We start from the raw sequence: 17815 nt of genomic DNA on the forward strand, positions 1-17815 counted from the left end.
GCAACTCCGTTTTAATTTGGAGTTGCTTTTTCTATATTTCTCTTAGTTGCTTTAAAATATCTGTAGCAGTTTGAGTATTCATGTGAGATGCTTGTCTTAATTTTTCAGTGACCTGTTCTATTTCATCCCCAACAGCCCCAACTTGGATAGCAAGAGAACTAGCATGTAGTTTCATATGTCCTTTTTGGATGCCGTCACTAACAAGAGCTTTTAAGGCAGCCAAATTCTGTGCTAAACCAACTGATACTATCACTCTAGCCAGTTCTTGTGAATCTGTAATACCCAACATATCAAGATTAGCTTTAGCCATAGGAAGGACAGAGATTGCCCCCCCGACAGTCCCGATAGACACAGGTAACGTTAATTCACCAATAAGAGAATCATCGTTTACGTGCCAATCTGCCATACTTTGGTAACGTCCATTACGACAAGCATAAGCATGAGCAGCGGCAGATACAGCACGTGGGTCATTTCCAGTTGCGATGACAACAGAATCAATCCCATTCATAATGCCTTTATTATGTGTGACTGCACGATACGTATCAAGATTAGCATATCTAGTAGCTTGTACAATCCGGTGAGCAATTTCTTTTCCGTTTGTCGTTTTACTATCCAAGTGACTAAAAGGAATCGAGCATGTTGCAGTGACCAATGATTCGGTATTATAGTTACTTAAAATAGACATTAGAGCTTCTCCATCAATTAATTCTGAGATAAAAGGTGTGACGCCTTCTAATATCGTGTTGATAATATTAGCTCCCATAGCATTTCCAACATTAATCAGTAGATAGACAGTGAAAAAAGTTTCGTCATTTTCATCTTTAAATATTGAGCATTCAATGTTCTGTAAGCCACCACCACGTTTCACGATGGAAGGGTGAGAGAGATTAGCGACTTTTTTAATTTCTTCTAAATGTGATAGTAGCATTTTTTGAGCAGTTTCAAGATTTTCAACACCGGTGAAAATAATTTGCCCTCTTTTTAAGTAACTTGTGATAGATGTTTCAAAGCCATTTGGACGAGTCATTTTAGCAGCATAACTACAAGCAGCGATAACAGAAGGCTCTTCAACTACCATGGGGACGGTTTTTTCTTTTCCATCAATGATAAAATTTAGTGCTACTCCTAAAGGTATAGGAAATTGAGTCAACTGATTTTCTATTAGAGAATTAGCAACATCTTCATCTAATGGCATATTTTTTTTAAACAAAGAATAATCTTCTTGACTTAAGAGCTGTGCATTTAATAAAGTTGCTAATCGTTCATCTCGTGTTTTTTTATAAAATTTATCAAATGATTTGTCCACTAAAGATTCTCCTTATTCTTTATTTTTCCCATATAAACGCTGATGATTTTCAACACCTTTAAAGAAGAAAACGCCATTATCTGTTTTGTCTTGTTTAAATAAATGGTTTCCTTCAGAATCAATGGCTAACTCATCATTAAACATGTCTGTATAGCTATCAATAGATAAAGAAATTCTATCATTTAATAGTGTGTCATGTTGTTTGGTTAACAGAGCATCTTTGAAACCTGGAACAAGTTTACCAGAAAAAATTTCAGCGACAGCACCACTACCATAACTAAAGAAACCAATACGCTGATTTTCTTTAAGTGATGATAAAGTTGATTCTAGTAAAGACATTAGGCTTAGATAAAGAGAACCAGTATAAATATTTCCAATATCACGAGAGTAGGTAGTGCTAAGTTGGTAATGTTCTAACAGTAAGTCTTTATTGTTAGGTGCTTCTGCATCAAGCAAGGGCATAAGTGCTTTTTTACCCATTTTTGTATAAGGTAAATGAAAACAAAACGCAGAAAAATCTTCAAATGACCGAGCGGTACGATTCTTGTATTCATGCCATAGCTCACTGAAAAAAGAAATGTAGGCTTCATTTGAAAATTTACCATCGACGATTGCTGTTTTAGAATAATTTGGTCGCCAAAAATCAAAAATACTTTTTGTCATAGAAACGGATACTTCCTCAATTTCTAAAATACTAGGTGAAGAGCTGATAATCATTGCAATAGCACCAGCTCCTTGTGTAACTTCGCCAGAACTATTTAGTCCATATCTTGAAATATCTGATCCGATTACTAATGCTTTTTTATCAGGATGTAGTCTAACAAAATCAACAGCCATCATTAAACCAGCTGTCGCACCATAGCAAGCCTGTTTTAAATCAACTGATTTTGCAAAAGGATGGATGTCTAGCAGTTGATGAATAAATGAAGCAACTGATTTTGATTCATCGACACCTGTTTCAGTTCCAACAACAATTAAATCTATGTTATTTAAATCATTTTTCGTAAGTAGAGGATAGGCGGCATTTGCAGCCATGCTGACTGTATCTTGACTTATAGGAGGAACAGACATTTTTGATTGTCCAATGCCTATAGTAAATTTATCAGGATCTACCCCACGATAATTTGCTAGTTCTTCTAATTTAATATATGTGTTTGGGGTGTAAAAATTTATTTTATCTATACCAACCATACATTTAACCTACTTTCTTTTAGAATAAGAGTAATTCATAAGTATTCTATCATAGAAAGAGATAAAGAGTGGAACTTCTTCAGTGATTTTAGTAATCTCTTAAAGTATAAAAAAACAGAACTCTTAAAAAGAGTTCTGTTTAGTGTATTTTCTAATTAAGCTTCTTCAGGTTTAGCATTAACTAATTCAGGTTCTGCAGCAATATCGTTAGCTTCATCTTCAACAGGAGCAGCCATTTCAACTACGGCACAAATTTGTTCTTCTGCATCTGTAATGATTGTAAACTCATCATGTTTAGGAATATCAGCAACTACTAAAGAATCTCCAATTTCTAAATCTTCAATGTTTACTTCAACACGTTCTGGTAATTTATCTGGAGTAGCTGATACAATAACACTGTATAAGTTTTGTTCAAGAACACCACCAGCTTTAACCCCTTTAGGAGTACCAACAAGTGATAATTCTGCTTCAACTTCAGTTTCTTGAGACATATCTACTGCTAAGAATTCTACATGAATCCATGATTTAGTAAATGTATCTAATTCGTAAGTGTGTAATAATGTACTTATTTTTTTACCGTTTAAATCTAATACATAAACGGCATTTAATCCATTTTCACGAATATCTTTTTCAAGTTGACGTGCATCAACAGAAATTGATAGATTTTGTATTCCGTTACCATTCACAGCACCGGGTACACGACCTTCTTCTCTAAGTTTTCTTCTGATAGATCTTGGTCTAGTTGCTCTTTCTTCTACTTTTAACACTACTGACATAAATAATTTCCTCCTTTAGAATATAACATCTTAATTAGTTCGTTATTTAGTTCATGTAGATGTAATCGTTGTGATGAGCTAATCGATTAATCTAGGTGATATTGATAAGAGTGTTAAACTTATCAATAACGAACGATAAGACTATATTATACCTTTTGAGGCAATCTTAATAATTAAATATTAATTAATAAGTTAAATATGGTGACTAAGGACTTAAGCAATCCATATATTGCCTGCTCATCATGGTTTTAAACCACACTATAATATAAGCTTATGAACTAACCATACGACGAAAAGCAGAAAAGGTCAAGCAATATAGTTTTAAATAAAAAAACAAACTCATTGAGTTTGTTTTTTTATTATGATAAAGAACTAAACAAATATTCTTTTACCAACTGTTCAGTAGATTCAATTGAATCTTTATGTGTTCTTTCATAAGCATGACTAGATTCGATACCAGCTCCTATCAATCCATGTTTGACATCTGCACCAGCTCTCATAGCAGCTGAAGCGTCACTTCCATAATAAGGATAAATATCTAATTGATAAGGAATATTTTTTTCTTTACATAGGGAAACAAAATGATTCCGAAGTCCTAAATGATAAGGTCCACTAGCATCTTTGACACAGATTGATACAGTGTATTCATCTGTTTGTTGATCGTCTCCCATGGCACCCATATCAACCGCAACATATTCAACAACTTGAGAATCAATATTTGAATTTCCACCATACCCAATTTCTTCATTATTTGAAAAGAAGAAGTGGGTTGTATAAGGAAGTGTTTCACCTGTTTTTTTAAGGTTTATTAAAAAATTAATTAAAATAGCTGCACTAACTTTATCATCTAGATGACGAGATTTTATGAAACCTGAAGATGTAATAATAGTTCTTGGATCAAAACTAATAAAATCTCCAACTTGGATACCTAATTTTTCAGTTTCTTCTTTAGAAGAAACTTTTTCATCAATTCTGACTTCCATATTTTGCTGATCACGTTTAGCGGTACCAGCATCTTTATAGACATGAACACTAGTTTGATGCATTAAAATGGTACCAGTATAGTCTTTATTTTCTTGAGTATGGATCGTACAATATTCGCCCTCGATAGCATTAAAATTAAAACCACCAATTAGATCAAGTTTTAATCGGCCATCTGGTTTAATCGCACGCACCATAGCTCCTAAAGTATCAATATGTGCAGTAATAAATCGTTGTTTCTCTTGATTTGTTCCAGGAACAGTGATTATTAAACTTCCTTTATTATTAATACAAGGCTTATAACCAGATTTATTTAATAGGTTACTAATAAATGCAATAATTTTTTTAGTATCTCCTGTTGGAGAAGGAATATTAGTTAATTCCTTTGTTAATTCAATAGTATCTTTATACAAATGACTCATCCTTTCTTTTTAATTAAGGGTAGATGAATCATTCATAAAAAGCAATGCTTATTTTTTATAGGATAGATGGTTATGTTTTTGTTGAGAGCGACGATAACTTTTTTCATCCCAAAGCATTAACCACAATAATACAAGTGGGGTCAATATAATTAATGCAACATCTAATCCCATGTTACCTAAAATGACACCAATAATTAAGACAATTAAAATTAGAGCATATCTTCTAATAGCAAACATAAAACCACTCCTTAAACTATTCGATAGAACGTATGTTCTTATCTGTAAACATATTATACAAACATCTGTTCTCTTTGTAAAGAAAAAAATAAAGCATAACGTTATGCTTTATTAAATATGATTTCTATAAAGTCCAACCACTTTACCTAAAATAGCGACACTGTTTAAGATAATTGGTTCTAATGTATCATTTTCCGGTTGTAATCTAATATGATTTTTTTCTTTAAAAAACCTTTTACATGTTGCTTCATTTTCATCTGTCATAGCAATAACAATTTCACCATTAATAGCAGATGACTGTTTTCTTACAATGACATGATCACCATCAAATATCCCAGCATTTATCATACTATCTCCTCGAATGGTTAACATGAATAAACTATTCTCTTCATATTTTAAGTCAGGAGGTAATGGGAAAAAATCTGATGCTTCTTCAACAGCTAAGATTGGCTCACCTGCAGTTACAACACCAAGCATTGGAATAAAAGGAGAGTTAACTCCAATCATTTTTAACCCTTCATTTGTTAATTCGATTGCTCTGGGCTTAGTTGGATCACGAGTAATCAATCCTTTTTTTTCCAAACGTGATAAGTGACCATGAACAGTAGACGTTGATGAAAGGTTAACAGCTGTTCCAATTTCTCTTACAGTTGGAGGATACCCTTTTTTTTCAACTTGTTCATGAATATATTTTAAAACGTCTAATTGCCTAGAAGAACGTTTAGTTGACATGATGATACCTCATTTCCTTTTTTTTGAGTGTAACATAATTTTTTCTTAAAATCAAACGCATGTTCGTACGTTTGAACGATATATAATTGTTTTTTTATCTTTTTTAAGCTACTATTTAGGTAGAACTTTAAGGAGGTCGTGACTTATGTTAAGTGAAAAAAAATTAGCAAGAATTAATGAGCTAGCAAAGAAAGCAAAAACAACTGAGGGACTAACTGACGTTGAAAAAAAAGAACAACAATTATTGAGGGAAGAATATTTACATAGTTTTAGAAAAGGTATGAGAAATCACATTGAGGGAATGAAAGTAGTCGATGAAGAGGGGACAGATGTTACTCCTGAGAAATTAAAACAAATCCAAAAAGAAAAAGGATTACATGATCGATAAAATTTCATGTGTTATTTCTATAAAAACGCTTGTAAATTAATATTATTAGATGTAAAATATAATAAAGGTAAAAAAAACCTAAATAGGAGGGCGTTATATGTTATTTGATCAAACTGATCAACTAGGTGTGAATGCAATTCGTACGCTTAGTTTAGACATGGTTCAACAAGCAAATTCAGGACATCCAGGATTACCAATGGGGGCAGCTCCAATGGCTTACACTCTTTGGACAAAATTTTTAAAGGTCAATCCTAAAACATCAAGACAATGGGCAGACCGTGACCGTTTTGTGTTATCGGCAGGACATGGTTCCGCAATGCTTTATAGTTTACTTCATTTGTCAGGTTATAACTTACCAATGGAGGAATTAAAAAAATTCCGTCAATGGGATAGTTTAACACCAGGACATCCTGAAGTTCATCATACAGATGGGGTAGAAGCAACAACTGGTCCATTAGGTCAAGGAATTGCGATGAGTGTTGGATTTGCGATGGCAGAAGCGCACCTCGCTGCAACATATAACAAAGATCAATTTAATATCGTTGACCATTACACGTATGCTTTATGTGGTGATGGTGATTTAATGGAAGGTATTTCTCAAGAAGCAATCAGTTTAGCTGGTCATTTAAAACTTGGTAAATTAATTGTGTTATATGATTCAAATGGTATTTCATTAGACGGACCATTAGATAAGTCATTTACGGAAGACGTTAAAGGTCGTGTTGAATCATCAGGATGGCAACACATTTTAGTCAAAGACGGCAACGATTTAGAAGAAATTGCGAATGCTATTGAAGCCGCACAAAAAGAAACTACAAAACCAACCATGATTGAAGTCAAAACAGTGATTGGATTTGGTGCTGAAAACGAAGGAACAAACAAAGTTCATGGTGCACCACTTGGAGTTGACGGTGTGGCGTTTGCTAAAAAATCTTACGGTTGGGATTACCCAGCATTTACTGTACCAGAAGAAGTGGCAACACGTTTCCACGCTGATATGGTAGAAAAAGGTGAAAAAGCAGAAGCAGAGTGGCAAAAACTATTTGCTGATTATAAAGCTACTTATCCAGAACTAGCGAAACAATTTGAAGAAGCCTTCAAAGATGACGTGACAGTTGATTTGGAATCTGTTTTACCAACATATGAACTTGGTGAAAGTGCTGCGAGTCGTGTGACAAGTAAAGAAGCCATTCAAGTCTTATCAAAAGAAATCCCATCATTCTGGGGAGGATCAGCCGATTTATCATCATCAAACAATACAATGGTGGCAGCTGAAAAAGATTTTGAACCAGGACAATATGAAGGCCGTAATATTTGGTTTGGTGTTCGTGAATTTGGTATGGCAGCAGCAATGAATGGGATTGCTTTGCATGGTGGAACCCGTGTGTATGGTGGAACATTCTTCGTATTTGTCGACTACTTACGTCCAGCATTGCGTTTATCAGCGATTCAAAAAGCACCTGTAACATTTGTGTTAACACATGACTCTATTGCAGTTGGTGAAGATGGTCCAACGCATGAGCCAATCGAACAGTTATCAAGCTTACGTGGGATACCAAATGTAAACTTAATTCGTCCAGCTGATGGCAATGAAGTATCAGCAGCATGGAAATTGGCTGCAACATCAACAGAAACACCAACTGTTTTAGCTTTATCAAGACAAAACTTACCAGTTCTTGAAGGAACAAAAGAAAAAGCCTATGAAGGGGTTGCACGTGGAGCCTACGTATTATCTCCATCAAAACGTGACACACCAGACGGAATCTTGATCGCGACTGGATCAGAAGTGAAATTAGCGATGGATGCACAAAAAGCGTTGTATGAAAAAGAAGGCGTGGATGTGTCAGTCGTTTCAATGCCATCGACTACTTTATTTGACGCACAAGATACAGCTTATAAAGAAAGTGTGTTACCTTCATCAGTGAGCAAACGCGTGTCAATCGAAATGGGCGCAACATTTGGTTGGGAACGTTATGTTGGCTTGTCTGGAAAAGCGATGGGCACTGATCGCTTTGGTGCCAGTGCGCCTGGCAATAAAGTGATTGAAGAATACGGATTTACAGTAGAAAATGTTGTAAAAACATTTAATTCTTTATAATAAAAAACCCGGTAGTTTTTAAACTATCGGGATTTTTTTGTTTATTATGGTATAATTTATAATTAGTTAGTAGTGTGAATAGATATTGTTGTATAATAGTAAAAAATAAAAAAAAGCGCCGAAACAGCGCCACAAAAGTTGATTACGGACTAAGCCTTATTTTAACTCGCTATGTTGTGTTGAATGCTACCAACAAGTTCATTATAGATTGTTTTAAAATAAAAATCAACAAAAATTAGGAGGAGTTTAAATGATAAAAGAGTATTCTATTGGATTAGACATAGGGACAAATTCTGTTGGGTGGAGTGTTATTAGAGATAATAATGATTTAATAAAAAAGAAAATGTTAATAAAAGGAAATGGTAATAAAAAGTATATTAAGAGAAATTTATGGGGTGTGCGTTTATTTGAAGAAGGGGATACAGCCAAAGATACACGTTTAAAAAGAACGACTCGTAGACGATATACTAGAAGGAAAAACAGATTGGATTACTTAAAAGAGATATTTATTAGTCCTATATCTCAAGTGGATAAATATTTTTTTGATAGATTGGGAGAGACGTTTTTAAAATTAGAAGATAAAACCTATCAACAGTACCCAATTTTCGGAACGGAAGAATTGGATCAAGATTACCATAAAAAATATCCTACTATTTATCATTTGAGAAAAGAGTTAGCAGACTCAACTGAACAAGTTGATTTACGTTTAGTTTATTTAGCTTGTTCACACATTATAAAATATAGAGGACACTTCCTCATTGAAGGAAAGTTTTCAACACAGAACATTTCAGTAGATGAGAGTTTTAAAAAATTTATTCATACATACAACCAAAGTGATTTTGTTTATAACAGTAATGATGCCATATTGAATAATAGCATTGAAATTAGTTCAATCATTAACCAGCACGAATCTAAAAGTAAAAAAGTTGAATTAATATTGAAAAACTATCCAAATGAAAAATCGAATTCTTTATTCGGACAGTTGATTAAAATGATTGTTGGAAATCAAGGAAATTTTACTAAGATATTTAATCTTGAAGAAGCAATAAAATTGCAGTTCTCTAAAGAAGAATACGATCAAGAATTAGAAACGTTATTAGAACTGGTTGGAGATGAATTTTCAGACTTATTTGAGGCGGCAAAAAATGTCTATGAATCAATCGAATTATCCAATATTCTCTCTGATACAGATGAGACTAGTCATGCTAAACTATCTGCCAGTATGATTAATAGATATGAAAACCATAAAGTTGAACTAAAAAAATTGAAACATTATGTTAAACAATATATACCTGATCAATATAACGAGATATTTAAAGATAAAACTAAAAAAGGATATGCAGGTTATATTGATAATGGAGTTAGTGAAGAGGAATTCTATAAATATATGAAAAAAACATTATCTAGTACACCTAATAATGAGGAATTTTTGAAACGAATAGACAATGAAGAGTTCTTAAGAAAACAACGTACTTATGACAATGGGATTATTCCACATCAGATTCATCTGGAAGAATTACGTGCTATTTTAAAAAATCAAAGTGAACACTACCCGTTTTTAAAAGAAAATAGTGAAAAGATTGAACAGATTTTAACATTTAGAATACCTTATTATGTTGGTCCACTTGCTAATGGAAGTAGTAAATTTTCGTGGTTGGTACGAAAAGAAACCGGTAATATCACACCTTGGAATCTGGAAGAGAAAGTTGACTTACCAAAATCAGCTACCAATTTCATTGAAAGAATGACCAATTATGACCTTTATTTACCAAATGAAAAAGTCTTACCTAAAAATAGTTTGATTTATCAAAAATATATGGTATTTAACGAACTAACAAAAGTTAGATACAAGGATGAAAGAAATCGATTTATGAATTTTTCAAGTGATGAGAAAATTGCTATATTTGAAGAGTTATTTAAAAATAAGAGAAGAGTAACTAAAAAAGATATTATTAATTACTTAAGCAATTGTTACTTCATCACAACAGCATCAATTGAGGGGATAGAAGAATCTTTTAATGCATCCTTTAGTACGTATCACGATTTGATAAAACAAGGAATACCAAAAGAATTTTTAGATGATATATTGAATGAAGAAATAATTGAAGATATTATTAAAACGTTGACTATTTTTGAAGACAAGAAAATGATTAGAGAACAACTTTCACAGTACAAAGATATATTACCCCAGAAAGCTTTAAAAAATTTGGAAAGACGACACTATACTGGATGGGGGAGATTGTCTAAGAAATTATTAGTGGGTATAAAGGATAAAGAAAGTAATAAAACAATTCTTGATTTTTTAATTAATGATGATGGTGTTTCAATTAATACTAATCGTAATTTTATGCAATTAATTAATGATCCATCATTATCATTTAAAGACACTATTTTAGCAGAACAGCGTGCAAAAGAATTTGATAGTCAAGATGACGTGGTAACTAGTTTACCTGGTAGTCCAGCTTTGAAAAAAGGAATACTACAAAGTTTAAAAATAGTTGATGAGCTTGTCGAAATTATGGGAACACCTCCTAAAAATATAGTAGTTGAGATGGCTCGAGAAAATCAGCGAACAAATAGAAGTAATACTAGATTATCTCAAATTGAAAAAAGTTTAAAAGAGTTAGATAGTGAGCTGTTAAAGAGAGAATTGCCATCAAATGACGCATTGAAAAGTAACCGATTGTTATTATATTATTTGCAAAATGGAATTGATTTATACACAGGTAAACCATTAGACTTGGATAAACTATCGTATTATGATATCGACCATATTATTCCTCAAAGTTTTATTACGGATAATTCATTGGATAATTTAGTCCTTGTTTCATCAAAAGAAAATCGTGGGAAAAAAGATGATGTACCTAGTGAAAAAGTGGTTAAACGAAACAAAGCATATTGGCAAAAATTATTAAAATGTGGGGCTATATCACAACGAAAATTTGATAATCTGACTAAAAATGAAAGAGGTGGATTAACTGAAGCGGATAAAGCAGGATTTATTCATCGACAATTAGTTGAGACAAGACAAATTACTAAACATGTTGCTAGATTATTAGATGAAAAATTTAATATAGAAAAAGATGAAAAAGGAAATATCAAACGAACAGTGAATGTCTTAACATTGAAATCTTCACTGACTAGTCAATTTAGAAAGATGTTTAATCTTTATAAATTACGAGATTTAAATGATTATCATCATGCTCATGATGCTTATTTAAATGCTGTGGTAGGAACGACACTGTTAAAAGTGTATCCCAATTTACGTGGTGAATTTGTCTATGGCGAATTCCCAACACAAAGTTTAAAAAAACGATTGTCTGCAACAGATAAATTAAAAATGTATACTAATATCATGAAATGTTTTGAGGCAAAGAAACCAGTAGTTGATGGTAATGGTGAGATAGTTTGGTCGAGTAAAGATATTTCAACGGTAAAAAAAGTATTAGAGTATAAACAAATGAATATTGTTAAAAAAGTGGAACAACAAAAGGGACGTTTTTATAAAGAAACGATATACCCTCATAGTAACTCTAATAAATTGATACCAATTAAATCTCATCTAGACACGAAAAAATATGGAGGTTATAAGGAACCTATAATTGCACTTAGTGTGTTTATTAGACATAAAAAAGGAAAAAAACTTGTTTTAACAAACGAAGTAGTAGGGATACCATTAATCAAATTATCGGATTACCAGAAAAATAAAGGAGATTACTTGCTAAAAATGGGGTATGTTGAGCCTGTGATCTTATTAGAACTTTCAAAATATAGTCTATTTGAAACGAAAACTGGTAAAAGACGTATGTTAGCAAGTGCAACAGAATTACAAAAAGGCAACCAATTTGTTTTATCAAATGATTTAGTGAAGTTGCTGTATCATTCACAAAAAGCAATAGAAGGAAATAAAGAAAGTTTTGAATATATCACTAAAAACAGAGAGAAATATGATGAGTTGATGACACATGTCAATCTTTATGCTGAAATGTACGTAGGAGCTGAATCTAACTTAAATAAAATAAATACATTATATAATGATAATAAGGAAACTGATTTGCTAAAATTGGCTTCATCTACTATTAACTTATTAAAATTTACTCGATTTGGTGTGGCAATGGACTTTGATTATTTTGGAGTAAAAATATCTAGGTATAGATATATGAGAACATTGGATATTCAAGAATTGTTTGAAAGTACACTTATTTATCAATCAATTACTGGTTTATATGAAACACGCATAGACTTAGGACAATTATAATGGGGTGGCGTGTAGTGGTCATTAACACACATTCTAAAATTAGTTATAAAAACAATCACTTGATTTATCGTTCCACACAACAAAGTGAGATGATTCATTTATCAGAGATAGACATTCTATTGTTGGAAACGACGGATATTACTTTGACGACTATGTTAATCAAGAGATTAGTAGATGAAAATATTTTGATATTATTTTGTGACGATCATCGTTTACCAATTGGAAAACTCTTACCTTTCTATGGTAAACATGATAGTAGTTTGCAACTATCTAAACAAATTAATTGGGGTGAGGAAACAAAAATAGAGGTGTGGACAAGTATTATTTCGCAAAAAATTTTAAATCAGAGTGCTTTTTTAAAAGATCATCATTATTATGATAAGTCGGACTCCATTTTATATTTGCATGATGGATTACTTCCTCACGATCCATCCAATCGAGAAGGTCATGCGGCAAGAATCTACTTCAATACACTATTTGGTAATGGTTTTTCTAGACATGATGAGTCAAATATCAATAGTGGTTTAAACTATGGGTACACTTTACTTATGAGCATGTTTGCTAGAGAAATTGTCAAAAATGGTTGCATGACACAATTAGGATTGAAACATAATAATCAGTTTAATAGTTATAATTTAGCTAGTGATATCATGGAACCTTTTCGCTGTCTTGTAGACGAGTTAGTTTACGAGTACCAAGAAGAAGAGTTTATAAAAATTAAGAGACACTTATTTGAATTGTTTAGTAATACATATCAATTTAATAATAAAAATATGTATTTAACGAATATTGTCAGTGATTATACTAAAAAAGTTATAAAAAAATTAAATGGAGAAGTGGAAGGCATTCCTAGTTTTAGGATATGAGTTATCGATATATGAGAATGTTAGTAATGTTTGATTTACCGACAGAGACGGCAGAAAACAGAAAAACCTATCGTAAGTTTAGAAAATTTTTAATTGAGGAAGGGTTTCTCATGCATCAATTTTCTGTATATAGTAAGATACTGTTGAATGATACAGCATCAAAAGCGATGATTGCCAGATTACGAAAAAATAACCCAGAGGATGGAATTGTGACAGTGCTTAATATAACAGAAAAGCAATTTTCTCGTATGCTTTTTTTATCAGGTGAAAGTGATACGAGTGTTAGTAATACAGATAGTCGAGTAGTCTTTTTAGGTGACGATTATGATTAATATGAATTTATCTATTTTAGATTCTCCAATTAAGATAAATGGATTACTGTATTTAGTTATACAAGATCAAGGATACTATGCTGAAATAGTAAAAGAGATGCATCAATTAGATATGGCAACTAAATTAAAATTATTTGATTCCAAGTTTCAATCATTAAAAGAAAATGAATTGTTAGTGATTACCGATGTTTTAGGTTTTGATATTAATTCATCTCCTATTATTAGATTAATATATTCTGATTTAGAGTCACAACTTAATATGAATATTGAAACAAAAACAAAAATAGACTATTATACTGATCAGATTACAAGCCTTATAAGTCATGAAATGTTGGAACATGAGTTGAGCTTAACGATGGATGAGATAACTACTCAGGAATTATTTAAGTCTTTAGGTATAAAAATACAAGTCAATCAGGAATCAATTTTTCTTAAAATGTTAGACATTATTGAAACTTTTAGATATCTATCTAAAAAGAAGTGTCTGGTATTTATTAATGTTAGTTCTTATTTATCTACTGAAGACATGCTCTCTCTAAATGAATATATTCAGTTATGCCAGGTTAGTGTATTATTTTTAGAACGACATAAAATGATGGGAATGACTAATTATGTTTTAGATGACGATTTCTATTTTTATAAAGAAAATATGATATAATGGAGTAAACGAAGTTCTTTGAAAAAATGACAAGCATTCAAAACAAATACTTTGCTATGAGTATATAGTGCGATTACGAAATCTTTTACTATGAGGTTTTAGAGCTATGTTGTTTTGAATGCTTCCAAAACGTTATGAAGTTAAGAGATATTTGAAAGAGTGTTTTAGAGCTATGTTGTTTTGAATGCTTCCAAAACGCGTGCCAAGTTGATGTTAAATGCAGCTTAGTTTTAGAGCTATGTTGTTTTGAATGCTTCCAAAACAAGTAAATTACGCTTATCTGCCGGAAAAGAGGTTTTAGAGCTATGTTGTTTTGAATGCTTCCAAAACAAAGTCTAACATCTCATTCAAAGACATAGTTGTTTTAGAGCTATGTTGTTTTGAATGCTTCCAAAACATCAGAAGATGGTGTGAAATCAATGGCTCAGTTTTAGAGCTATGTTGTTTTGAATGCTTCCAAAACCCAATTCAAATGGTTATGAAACGTACTTTAAGTTTTAGAGCTATGTTGTTTTGAATGCTTCCAAAACAACGACCACCACCAATATTTTCATCAGTTTCTGTTTTAGAGCTATGTTGTTTTGAATGCTTCCAAAACCATATCATTAGCTGAAAATCTAGGTGTTATGTTTTAGAGCTATGTTGTTTTGAATGCTTCCAAAACAATGTGGAATCGTTATGCTAATAAAAATAGGTTTTAGAGCTATGTTGTTTTGAATGCTTCCAAAACAACATACTAAAGTTCGTTTCAATGCATACACGTTTTAGAAATATGAAACTAATAATTATTTATAAAAATCTATGTCAATGTTATTTTATTGGCATAGATTTTTATTTTATTTATTCAAAGATTTGTTCATGCCCATAAAAATGGCTTGCGCTAGACCCATCGCACAAAATAGTGTTGCGACGATAAAGGCAATATTGTAACCATGTAAGGTAGCAGATAACACATCTGATTTGTAAGTAATAGGAGAACTTAACAGAAGTGATTTATGTGGCATATCTTTTAGGGTTGCTTGAGATAGGAAACTAATTAAGATGGCTGTCCCAATAGAGCTGAATAATTGTTTTGCTGTATTATTTGCAGCAGAACCATGACTAATGAGAGTATCAGGTAGTGAATTCATACCGGCTGTGGTTACTGGCATCATAACCATACTGACACCTAGCATTCTGACACCGTAAATAATGGTGATAAAATGCATAGGTGTTTTTTCATTTAGAGTACATAAACAAGCAGTCCCAATTGTTAATAAACTCATCCCAATAATTGATAAATATTTTGCTCCATACTTATCAAATAATTTACCAGTAATGGGCATCATAATTCCTAAGATTAAAGCACCTGGAAATAAAACTAATCCAGAATGAAAGGGATTATACCCACGAACATTTTGGATATAGAGAGGGAGTACCATTTCAGCACCAACCATAGCCATATTCACAATACCACTTAAAATGGTTGTGTTAATAAATAACTTTGATTTAAAGACATCCATACGCAAAAAAGGGTTATTAATTTTAAGTTGTCTTTTGCAAAAAATCACCACAAGAGTAGTCCCTAAAATAAGTAATAAAAGAACAAGAGGATCTGTCCAGCCATGATCTCCGACAAGAGAAAACCCATAAAGTAAACTACCAAAACCAAGGGTGGATAGGATAGGTGAGGGAATATCTATTTTTGAAGGATGCAGGGGAAGCACATTCTGCATAAAAATAATAGATAGAACGATAACAAAAAGAATGATGGGAATAAGTAAGCCAAATAAGTAACGCCAGTTGAAAGTATCAATAACCCAACCAGAAAGCGTCGGACCAATCGCTGGTGCAAGACCGATAACAATTCCTGCAATACCTAGTGCTTTACCACGCTCATTTTCAGGATAGATGCTTAACATAATGGTTTGTAAAAGAGGAAGTGAGATACCAACTCCCATGGCTTGAATGATTCGACCAAATAACAAGAGGTTAAAAGACGTTGAGACAAAGCAAATAATGGTTCCTATTAAAAAAAGAGTGATTGCCCCAATGTATAATTTTTTAGTGGGGATATTATTCATAAAATAAGCACTAACTGGAATCATAATACCATTGACTAATAAAAATCCAGTTGTCAGCCATTGAATCGTTGAGGTAGAGACAGAAAATTGACGCATTAAATCAGGATAAGCAGTTGTTAGAAGCATTTGGTTTAAAACGGTGCAAAAACTTCCAATAATAATTGTAATGACTAATATATTACGATGTTTGAGTTTGACAATTGGTTGTTCCATAAAAACCCCTCCTTAACTAATATAATGTCGATATTACGCTACTTTTTTGAAAAACTAATGAAAATGTTTATGATTTATTGTCATTTTTCATAGAATATCTTATTTTGTCATGTTGACTAGTTGTCGTAGGATAAAAAAACTAAGAAGATTTGTAAAAATAACATTATTTTTTCTTTTGTGTGAGGCAAACTAATATTATGACAAAATTGAATGAAAGTAGATGGTGGATAATGAATCAAAAGGAATTAGAACAATTGGTGATAAAAAATAAATCATATTGTAGTGAAGGCCAAAACGCTCATTATATCCCAGCTCTAGCAAAAGTGAATCCCAACCAGCTAGGGATAACTTTGTATAATATAAAAACAAGGGATATGTTATCAGCGGGAGAGTCTTCTGTTAAATTTGCTATTGAGAGTATCTCAAAAGTGCCAGCGTTATTGTTAGCCATTGAGGACAATGGTTTGTCTAATGTATTAAATCATATAAATACTGAAGCCACTGGTTTTTCTTTTAATTCACCTCTTAATATGGAAATAAATCACGATAAACACCCACTTAATCCTTTTGTTAATATAGGGGCTATTGAAACAACATCGTTAATTCAGGGAAGTTCTCCTGATGACTGTTATAGTAGATTGCTAAGCTTTATTAAAGAAATCTGTCATGATAATACCATTTCTTTAAATGAGGAAATCTATCAGTCAGAGGCAAAAACTGGAGATATTAATCGTTCACTAGCTTATTATTTAAAAGGGAATAACATGCTCTCAAAAGAGGTTGAAGGCGTATTGGAAGTTTATTTTAAGCAGTGTTCTTTGAATGTAACCACTGAAAATATCGCCATGATGGCAAGTGTTTTAGCCAATAAAGGAATTAAACCATGGGATAATAAGCGACTTATTTCAGAGGAATCTGCCACACTGGTTAAATCTGTTATGACAACTGCTGGATTGTATGATGAGTCGGGTGAGTTTTCTGCACATGTTGGTATACCAGGTAAGAGTGGTGTTGGTGGGGGATTGATGGGTGTTTCGCCCAATCAATTTGGGATTGGAGTATTTAGTCCACCACTAGATAAGTCAGGAAATAGTTTGGCAGGGGTGAGATTATTAAAAGACGTAGTAACTAAATTACATTTAAATATCTTTGATTAAATAACTTAAATCATATTAATGTATTCAAAGTGGTTAAAAAATTAATTTGAAAATGTTTTTATGAGATAAAACTATAATTTGTTTAGATAAAACTATAATTTGTTTCTTAAAAAAATGAGACCTCAGTATTATACTGT

The 17815-nt window shown here is 32.2% G+C and carries 14 protein-coding genes and 1 CRISPR repeat array; of the genes, 7 read left to right on the plus strand and 7 right to left on the minus strand.

The features are described from left to right. Nucleotides 1–31 precede the first annotated feature (31 nt). From G314FT_RS05740 to lexA, 6 genes are all read right to left on the minus strand, one after another. Entirely contained in the window at nucleotides 32–1306 is a 1275-nt protein-coding gene (locus G314FT_RS05740) for a hydroxymethylglutaryl-CoA reductase, degradative (protein WP_257699388.1), read from the minus strand. A 12-nt stretch (nucleotides 1307–1318) separates the two neighbouring features. Continuing rightward, nucleotides 1319–2497: a hydroxymethylglutaryl-CoA synthase gene (locus G314FT_RS05745; RefSeq protein WP_257699390.1), complete on the minus strand. Its 1179-nt coding sequence runs from the start codon at nucleotides 2495–2497 to the stop codon at nucleotides 1319–1321. Nucleotides 2498–2652: 155 nt separating this feature from the next. Next, nucleotides 2653–3273, minus strand: coding sequence for a 50S ribosomal protein L25/general stress protein Ctc (locus G314FT_RS05750; RefSeq protein WP_257699391.1), 621 nt, complete (start codon nucleotides 3271–3273; stop codon nucleotides 2653–2655). Between the two features lie 359 nt (nucleotides 3274–3632). Then, nucleotides 3633–4667: a M42 family metallopeptidase gene (locus G314FT_RS05755; protein WP_423837489.1), complete on the minus strand. Its 1035-nt coding sequence runs from the start codon at nucleotides 4665–4667 to the stop codon at nucleotides 3633–3635. 57 nt (nucleotides 4668–4724) lie between these two features. Then, the gene (locus G314FT_RS05760) at nucleotides 4725–4913 is read right to left on the minus strand and encodes a hypothetical protein (protein ID WP_117973095.1); all 189 of its coding nucleotides are present in this window, start codon (nucleotides 4911–4913) and stop codon (nucleotides 4725–4727) included. A 111-nt stretch (nucleotides 4914–5024) separates the two neighbouring features. Then, nucleotides 5025–5645 (minus strand): transcriptional repressor LexA, encoded by a 621-nt coding sequence (gene lexA / locus G314FT_RS05765; protein ID WP_257699397.1) that lies wholly within the window; start codon nucleotides 5643–5645, stop codon nucleotides 5025–5027. A 145-nt stretch (nucleotides 5646–5790) separates the two neighbouring features. Between lexA and G314FT_RS05770 the strand changes: the two genes are divergently transcribed. The 6 genes from G314FT_RS05770 (at nucleotide 5791) to csn2 (ending at nucleotide 14245) form a co-directional block, all read left to right on the plus strand. After that, nucleotides 5791–6033 carry a DUF896 family protein gene (locus G314FT_RS05770; protein WP_117973093.1) on the plus strand — a complete coding sequence of 81 codons (243 nt, stop codon included), beginning with the start codon at nucleotides 5791–5793 and terminating at the stop codon, nucleotides 6031–6033. A 97-nt stretch (nucleotides 6034–6130) separates the two neighbouring features. Beyond that, entirely contained in the window at nucleotides 6131–8131 is a 2001-nt protein-coding gene (gene tkt, locus G314FT_RS05775; protein ID WP_257699399.1) for a transketolase, read from the plus strand. A gap of 250 nt (nucleotides 8132–8381) precedes the next feature. After that, nucleotides 8382–12389, plus strand: coding sequence for a type II CRISPR RNA-guided endonuclease Cas9 (cas9, locus tag G314FT_RS05780; protein WP_257699401.1), 4008 nt, complete (start codon nucleotides 8382–8384; stop codon nucleotides 12387–12389). Continuing rightward, a complete protein-coding gene (gene cas1, locus G314FT_RS05785) occupies nucleotides 12386–13255 on the plus strand; it encodes a type II CRISPR-associated endonuclease Cas1 (protein WP_257702521.1) in 870 nt (289 codons plus the stop codon). Before cas9 ends, cas1 begins: the two co-directional genes overlap by 4 nt. Continuing rightward, on the plus strand, nucleotides 13252–13587 hold the full coding sequence (cas2, locus tag G314FT_RS05790) for a CRISPR-associated endonuclease Cas2 (protein ID WP_257699402.1): 336 nt from the start codon (nucleotides 13252–13254) through the stop codon (nucleotides 13585–13587). Before cas1 ends, cas2 begins: the two co-directional genes overlap by 4 nt. Then, nucleotides 13580–14245 (plus strand): type II-A CRISPR-associated protein Csn2, encoded by a 666-nt coding sequence (gene csn2 / locus G314FT_RS05795; protein WP_257699405.1) that lies wholly within the window; start codon nucleotides 13580–13582, stop codon nucleotides 14243–14245. Before cas2 ends, csn2 begins: the two co-directional genes overlap by 8 nt. Before the next feature lie 95 nt (nucleotides 14246–14340). After that, nucleotides 14341–14975: direct repeats of the CRISPR family, unit length 36 nt; unit sequence GTTTTAGAGCTATGTTGTTTTGAATGCTTCCAAAAC. A gap of 106 nt (nucleotides 14976–15081) precedes the next feature. Here csn2 and G314FT_RS05800 read toward each other — a convergent pair. After that, nucleotides 15082–16521: an MDR family MFS transporter gene (locus G314FT_RS05800; RefSeq protein ID WP_257699407.1), complete on the minus strand. Its 1440-nt coding sequence runs from the start codon at nucleotides 16519–16521 to the stop codon at nucleotides 15082–15084. A gap of 230 nt (nucleotides 16522–16751) precedes the next feature. Between G314FT_RS05800 and glsA the strand changes: the two genes are divergently transcribed. Then, on the plus strand, nucleotides 16752–17678 hold the full coding sequence (glsA, locus tag G314FT_RS05805) for a glutaminase A (protein ID WP_257702522.1): 927 nt from the start codon (nucleotides 16752–16754) through the stop codon (nucleotides 17676–17678). Nucleotides 17679–17815: the final 137 nt, after the last annotated feature.

Origin of the sequence: Vagococcus luciliae, assembly GCF_024637875.1 — a bacterium.
In the GTDB taxonomy this organism is placed as follows: domain Bacteria; phylum Bacillota; class Bacilli; order Lactobacillales; family Vagococcaceae; genus Vagococcus; species Vagococcus luciliae.